Consider the following 5,229-nt stretch of genomic DNA (forward strand, 5'->3'; position numbering starts at 1 on the left):
CACCGCACCAGCAGCATCGTCGTCGACGGCGTGCGCGACATGGGTTCCGTCTCGCGCGCCGTGTTCACCATCCAGCAGGTCGAAGGGGTCCAGGGCCCGTCCGGCACCGACCCCGGCCGCACCGCCCCCACCGGCGCCATCAACCTGGTGAGCAAGCAGCCCACGCTGGAAAACAGCTTCGCCGCCTCGCTGGGCGCGGGCAGCGCCTCTTACAAGCGCGGCACGGTGGACTGGAACAAGGCCCTGGAAGCCTACCCCGGCGCCGCCTTCCGCCTGAACGTGATGACCGAGGACTCCGGCGTGGCCGGCCGCGACCTGGTCAAGAACAAGCGCTGGGGCGTGGCGCCCTCGCTGGCACTGGGCCTGAACTCGCCCACCCGCGTGTTCCTGAACTACCTGCACGTCAAGCAGGACAACATGCCCGATGGCGGCGCGCCCACCATCGGCCTGCCCGGCTACACCTCGCCGGATGCGCTGGCCCTGGCCAACCGCCGCCCCTTCCTGAACACCGCGGCGCGTGTGAATTCGAGCAACTTCTACGGCACCACCTCGGACTATGCGGACGTGGACATGGACATGGTCACGGCGCGCATCGAGCACGACTTCGCCTCGGGCATGAAGCTGCGCAACACCACGCGCTTTGGCCGCACGCACAACGACTACCGGCTGACGGCCTTCATGGGTGGCGGCTTCCCCGCCACCGGCGCGCTCACCGCCGCGTCGGCCCTGCTGGCCACGCCCAACCCGAATGACCCGTCCACCTGGACCGTGACACGCAATCTGCCGACCAACGTCAACCAGGTCAACAAGATCGCCGTCAACCAGACCAGCCTGACCGCCACGGTGAGCACCGGCTCGGTGCAGCATGACCTGGCCGCCGGGCTGGAGCTGTCGCGCGAAGAGCAGACCAACCTGGGCTACTACGGCCAGGGCTTTGCCAGCGTGAACACCACGTACGCGCCAGCCGGTTCGCTGCCCGCAGCCAACCTGTACAACCCCAACCCGAATGTGGCGGGCTTCAACCGCATCGCCAACGGCGCCTGGTCCAAGGGCGTGACCAACACCGTGGCGGCCTACCTGTTCGACACCGCCAAGCTGACGCCGCAATGGCAGGTCACGGGCGGCCTGCGCGTGGACCGCTTCAAGACCGACTTCGACGCCGTGACGCAGGGCGCGCTGCCAGCCGGCGTGCTCACACCCTCGTCGATCAGCCTGTCGGACACCCTGATCGGCGCCAAGGTCGGCGTGGTCTACAAGCCTGCCAGCAACGGCAGCGTGTATGCGCTGTACGCCACCTCGGCACAGCCCCCGGGCGGCGCCAACAACCAGCTGAGCGCAGCGGCGAACAACGCTGCCAACCCCAAGTTCGATCCGCAGAAGGCCAAGACCATCGAAGTAGGCACCAAGTGGGACGTGCTGGGCGGCCGCCTGGCACTGGCCGGTGCGGTGTACCGCACTGATGTCTCCAACGACATCGAAACCGACCCCACCAACTCCGCCAACTTCGTACAGACCGGCAAGAAGCGCGTGCAGGGACTGGAGCTGACCGCCATCGGCGCCATCACCAACGACTGGTCGCTGAGCGCGGGCTACACCACCATGGACACCAAGGTCCTGAGCGGCACGCCCAAGACGGCCGACGGCAGTACCGCCCTGGCCTACACGCCCAAGAATGCCTTCTCGCTGTGGACCACCTACCGCCTGCCCTTCGGCGTGACGCTGGGCGGCGGTGCGCGCTACGCCGGCAAACTGCTGCGCGGCACCGATGGCGCAGTGGGCACCCCGGCCTATACCGAGGCCTACTGGGTCTTCGATGCCATGGCCTCCTACCGCATCAACAAGAACCTGGACGTCCAGCTCAACGTGTACAACCTGGCCGACAAGGACTACGTTGCCGCCATCAACAAGAGCGGCTACCGCTACACGCCGGGCATCCCCCGCTCGGCACGCCTGACGGCCAACTTCACGTTCTGATCGAGCGCAAAGTGACGGCCTGAGAACTGTCTACCATGCGAAGGCCCCGGCAAGCCCGGGGCCTTCCCGTTTCAGAAAGATCACTGCCATGATGCTGCACATCCCCAACGTCCTCACGCCCGAGCAGGTGCGCGCCATGCGCACGGCCATGGATGCCGCCGACTGGGTGGACGGCCGGGCCACCGTGGGCGCACAGGGCGCACAGGTCAAGCACAACCGGCAACTGCCAGAACATTCCCCCGTGGCGCTGGAGCAGGGGCGCACCGTGCTGCAGGCACTGGCCACACACCCCCTGTACTTCGCCGCGGCGCTGCCGCTGCGCACCGTGCCGCCGCTGTTCAACCGCTATGCGGGCGGCGAGACCTATGGCCTGCACGTTGATGGCGCCATGCGTCCCCTGCCCCACGGGGGTGCCTTGCGCACCGATCTGTCGTGCACGCTGTTCCTGTGCGAACCAGAAGACTACGAGGGCGGGGAGCTGGTGGTGGTGGACACCTATGGCACGCACGAGGCCAAGCTGCCCGCGGGCGACCTGATCCTGTACCCCTCGACCAGCCTGCACCGCGTGGAGCCGGTCACGCGCGGCGAGCGCGTGTGCTCCTTCTTCTGGGTGCAGAGCATGGTGCGCGACGATGCGCGCCGCGCCATGCTGTTCGAGCTGGACCAGACCATCCAGAAGCTGCGGGTGCGCCTGGGCGAGACCGAGGAGACCGTGGCCCTCACGGGCCAGTACCACAATCTTTTGCGGATGTGGTCGGAGGTCTGAAGCACAACGGCCCCGATGGGGCCGTTGTGCTTTTCAGGGGAGGTCCTTGTTCACTTCGGGCGCCGAGGCGTCGCGCGGGCCGATGGTGCCCAGCCGGCCCTTGAGCGACTGGGGCTGGCCCGTGAGCATCGCCGCGTAGTTGGTGGTGTTGGCCAGTACCTTCTTCACGTAGTCTCGGGTTTCGCCGAAGGGCACGTTCTCGGCCCAGATGGCGGCGTCCAGCACCGGGCCGTTGCGCCAGTTGCGGGGCCGGCCGGGGCCGGCGTTGTAGGCGGCGGCGGCCATGGGCATGGAACCGGCGAAATCGTCGAGCGCCAGCTTGAGGTAGGCGGTACCGATGGCGATGTTGGTGTCGCGGTCGTTGATCTGGTCGGCCGTGAAGTTGTTCATGCCGATCTTCTTGGCCGTCCAGCGTGCGGTGGCGGGCATCACCTGCATCAGGCCCGAGGCACCCACGTGCGAGCGTGCGTCCATGATGAAGCGGCTTTCCTGGCGGATCAGGCCATAGACGTAAGCTGGGTCCAGGCCGATGCTGTTGGCGCGCTCGACCACTGCGTTGCGGAAGGGCGTGGGAAAGCGCTGGTTGGTCTCTATCACGCTGCGGGTGCGCTCGCTGGTGTTGATGCAGCGGTCCCAGACCTCGCGCGCGCAGGCAAAGTCGGCAGCGGCCAGCAGCTCGCGGTCAGCCATGCCGCCTGGGATGTGCAGGTTGGTGGCGTAATTCCACTCGCGCACGCCCTCGGAGCGCAGGCCCAGGAAGATGGCATACAGGCCGCGGTTCAGCCCCGGGTTGGCACGCGCTGCGGCCTTTTCCTCAGGCGTGAGCGGTGCGGGCGCGGGCGGCATGGTGATGCGCTGGCCCAGTTCCTCCGTCGCCAGTTGTTCGTAGAAACCGCGCGTGCTGGCAATGCCTTCGAGCAGCTTGCGCGCCTCGGCACGCTCACCGTCACTGGGCTTGCCGGCCAGCAGGGCGCGGGCCTTCCAGTACACCCAGGTGCTGTCCTGGCGGCCCTCTTCGCTCATGGCGTCGATGGCTTTGCCCACCACCTTCCACTGGCCTGCACGCAAGGCGGCGCGCACCTTCCAGCCCAGAATGTCGTCGTTGAGATCGGCATCCCGGGTGATGTTGGAAAAGGCCCGGTTGGCGTCGGACGACAGTTTCTGCGCCTGTTGCTTGCCGATCACGCCCCAGACCCAGTTGCGCTCTTCGGGCGAGAGGTGCACACCCCACTTGCCCTCCAGTTGGGCGGCCGCATTGTCCGGGTCGCCCGAGGCAAGCTTGATCAGCGCCAGCGTCACCAGTTCCTGGCGCACCTGGCCCCGGGCCGTGGCACGGCTCGTCAGGTACTTGGTGGGCGCATCCATCAGTTCCTTGACCTGGGCGACGGCGTCGGGCGCGACGATCTCCACCGCATTGCGTGCCACGCGGGGCCGGTTGGCGTCCACCGCGAAGCGGGCCTTGCGCCAGACGTCCAGGGCGCTGAGCTTCTTGTTGGCGTACAGTTGGCTGGCAGCGTGGGTGCAGCCATCGTCGGCATCGCGCAGGGCGTACCAGTTGCGCTTGATGTCTTCGGCGGCGCCAGGCTGGGGACTGCCCTTGATATCGTCGATCAGCAGGGCGTAGCAGCGCACCTCGCGGTCGTCGGACATGCGGTAGCTCGGGTGCTGCTCGGCGAACTGGGCCCAGTCGCGCCGCTGGCCCAACAGCAGCAGCCAGTCGTTGCGCAGGCGGTCCTCCTGGTAGCTGCCGGCATAGCGCTGCATGAAGGACTGGATTTCCGAAGGCGAGGCCTCGGCCAGACGCAGCCTGAGCTCCCAGTAGGCGGCCCAGGGGTCCAGCACGTGGCCGCGCGCGGCGGGCAACAATTGCTCCAATTTCTTGCGGTCGCCGCGCTTGCACGCCTGCTGCATCTCCAGCAGGGTATCGTCGGCTTTGGTTTGCGCCTGGACCAGGGGCGCGGTGGTGGCCAGCACGGCACTGACCAGCAGCGGTGTCAAAATCTGAAGCAATTGCATGGGGGAATTATCTGATGGACAAAGCAGCCCTGCGGCGCGCATTGATAGAAGAACGCCTGAATCTGCCAGATCGCCTACACCGGGCCGATCTGTTACAGCAAGTGATGCGCATCTGGCTGGTGAACCGGTCCGACACGGTGATCGGCGCCTACTGGCCCATCAAGGGCGAGTTCGATCCCCTGCCGGCCCTGCACCGCTGGAAGGAAGACGGCGAACTGCTCGATGAACCGCAGCTGCGCCGCATCGGCCTGCCCGTGGTCAACAAGCAGCACAAGACCCTGACCTTCCACGCCTGGTACCCGGGCTGCCCCATGGAAGAGGACGCCTACGGCATCCCCAAGCCCAAGGACACCGAACTCATCGTACCCACACTGCTGTTCGTGCCCTGCGTGGGTTATGCAGCGGGCGGCTACCGGCTGGGCTATGGCGGCGGCTTCTACGACCGCACGCTGGCCACACTGCAGCCAAGCCCT

At 67.0% G+C, this 5,229-nt stretch carries 4 protein-coding genes; 3 read left to right on the forward strand and 1 reads right to left on the reverse strand.

Going from position 1 to position 5,229, the window contains the following annotated elements; all coding sequences use genetic code 11:
* Together ACK59X_RS29525 and ACK59X_RS29530 are read left to right on the forward strand one after the other, a co-directional pair.
* Positions 1-1,974 (forward strand): catecholate siderophore receptor Fiu (locus ACK59X_RS29525; protein ID WP_409962197.1); only part of this gene is annotated, 1,974 nt, incomplete at its 5' end.
* A gap of 88 nt (positions 1,975-2,062) precedes the next feature.
* The gene (locus tag ACK59X_RS29530) at positions 2,063-2,740 is read left to right on the forward strand and encodes a Fe2+-dependent dioxygenase (RefSeq protein ID WP_409962199.1); all 678 of its coding nucleotides are present in this window, start codon (positions 2,063-2,065) and stop codon (positions 2,738-2,740) included.
* A gap of 33 nt (positions 2,741-2,773) precedes the next feature.
* On the opposite strand, the gene ACK59X_RS29535 is transcribed toward ACK59X_RS29530, so the two are convergent.
* The gene (locus ACK59X_RS29535; protein WP_409962201.1) at positions 2,774-4,756 is read right to left on the reverse strand and encodes a transglycosylase SLT domain-containing protein; all 1,983 of its coding nucleotides are present in this window, start codon (positions 4,754-4,756) and stop codon (positions 2,774-2,776) included.
* Positions 4,757-4,770: 14 nt separating this feature from the next.
* On the opposite strand from ACK59X_RS29535, the gene ACK59X_RS29540 reads away from it, so the two are divergent.
* Positions 4,771-5,229, forward strand: a 459-nt coding sequence (locus ACK59X_RS29540) for a 5-formyltetrahydrofolate cyclo-ligase (RefSeq protein WP_409962203.1), incomplete at its 3' end; no start/stop codon positions are given.

It is taken from the genome of Acidovorax sp., from assembly GCF_046339755.1.
Classification (GTDB): Bacteria; Pseudomonadota; Gammaproteobacteria; order Burkholderiales; family Burkholderiaceae_C; genus Acidovorax.

What these genes read in the sequence shown, in the direction of transcription:
- ACK59X_RS29530 (WP_409962199.1), top strand. Translation starts at nt 2,063, where the DNA reads ATGATGCTGCACATCCCCAACGTCCTCACGCCCGAGCAGGTGCGCGCC.
- ACK59X_RS29535 (WP_409962201.1), bottom strand. Translation starts at nt 4,756, where the DNA reads ATGCAATTGCTTCAGATTTTGACACCGCTGCTGGTCAGTGCCGTGCTG.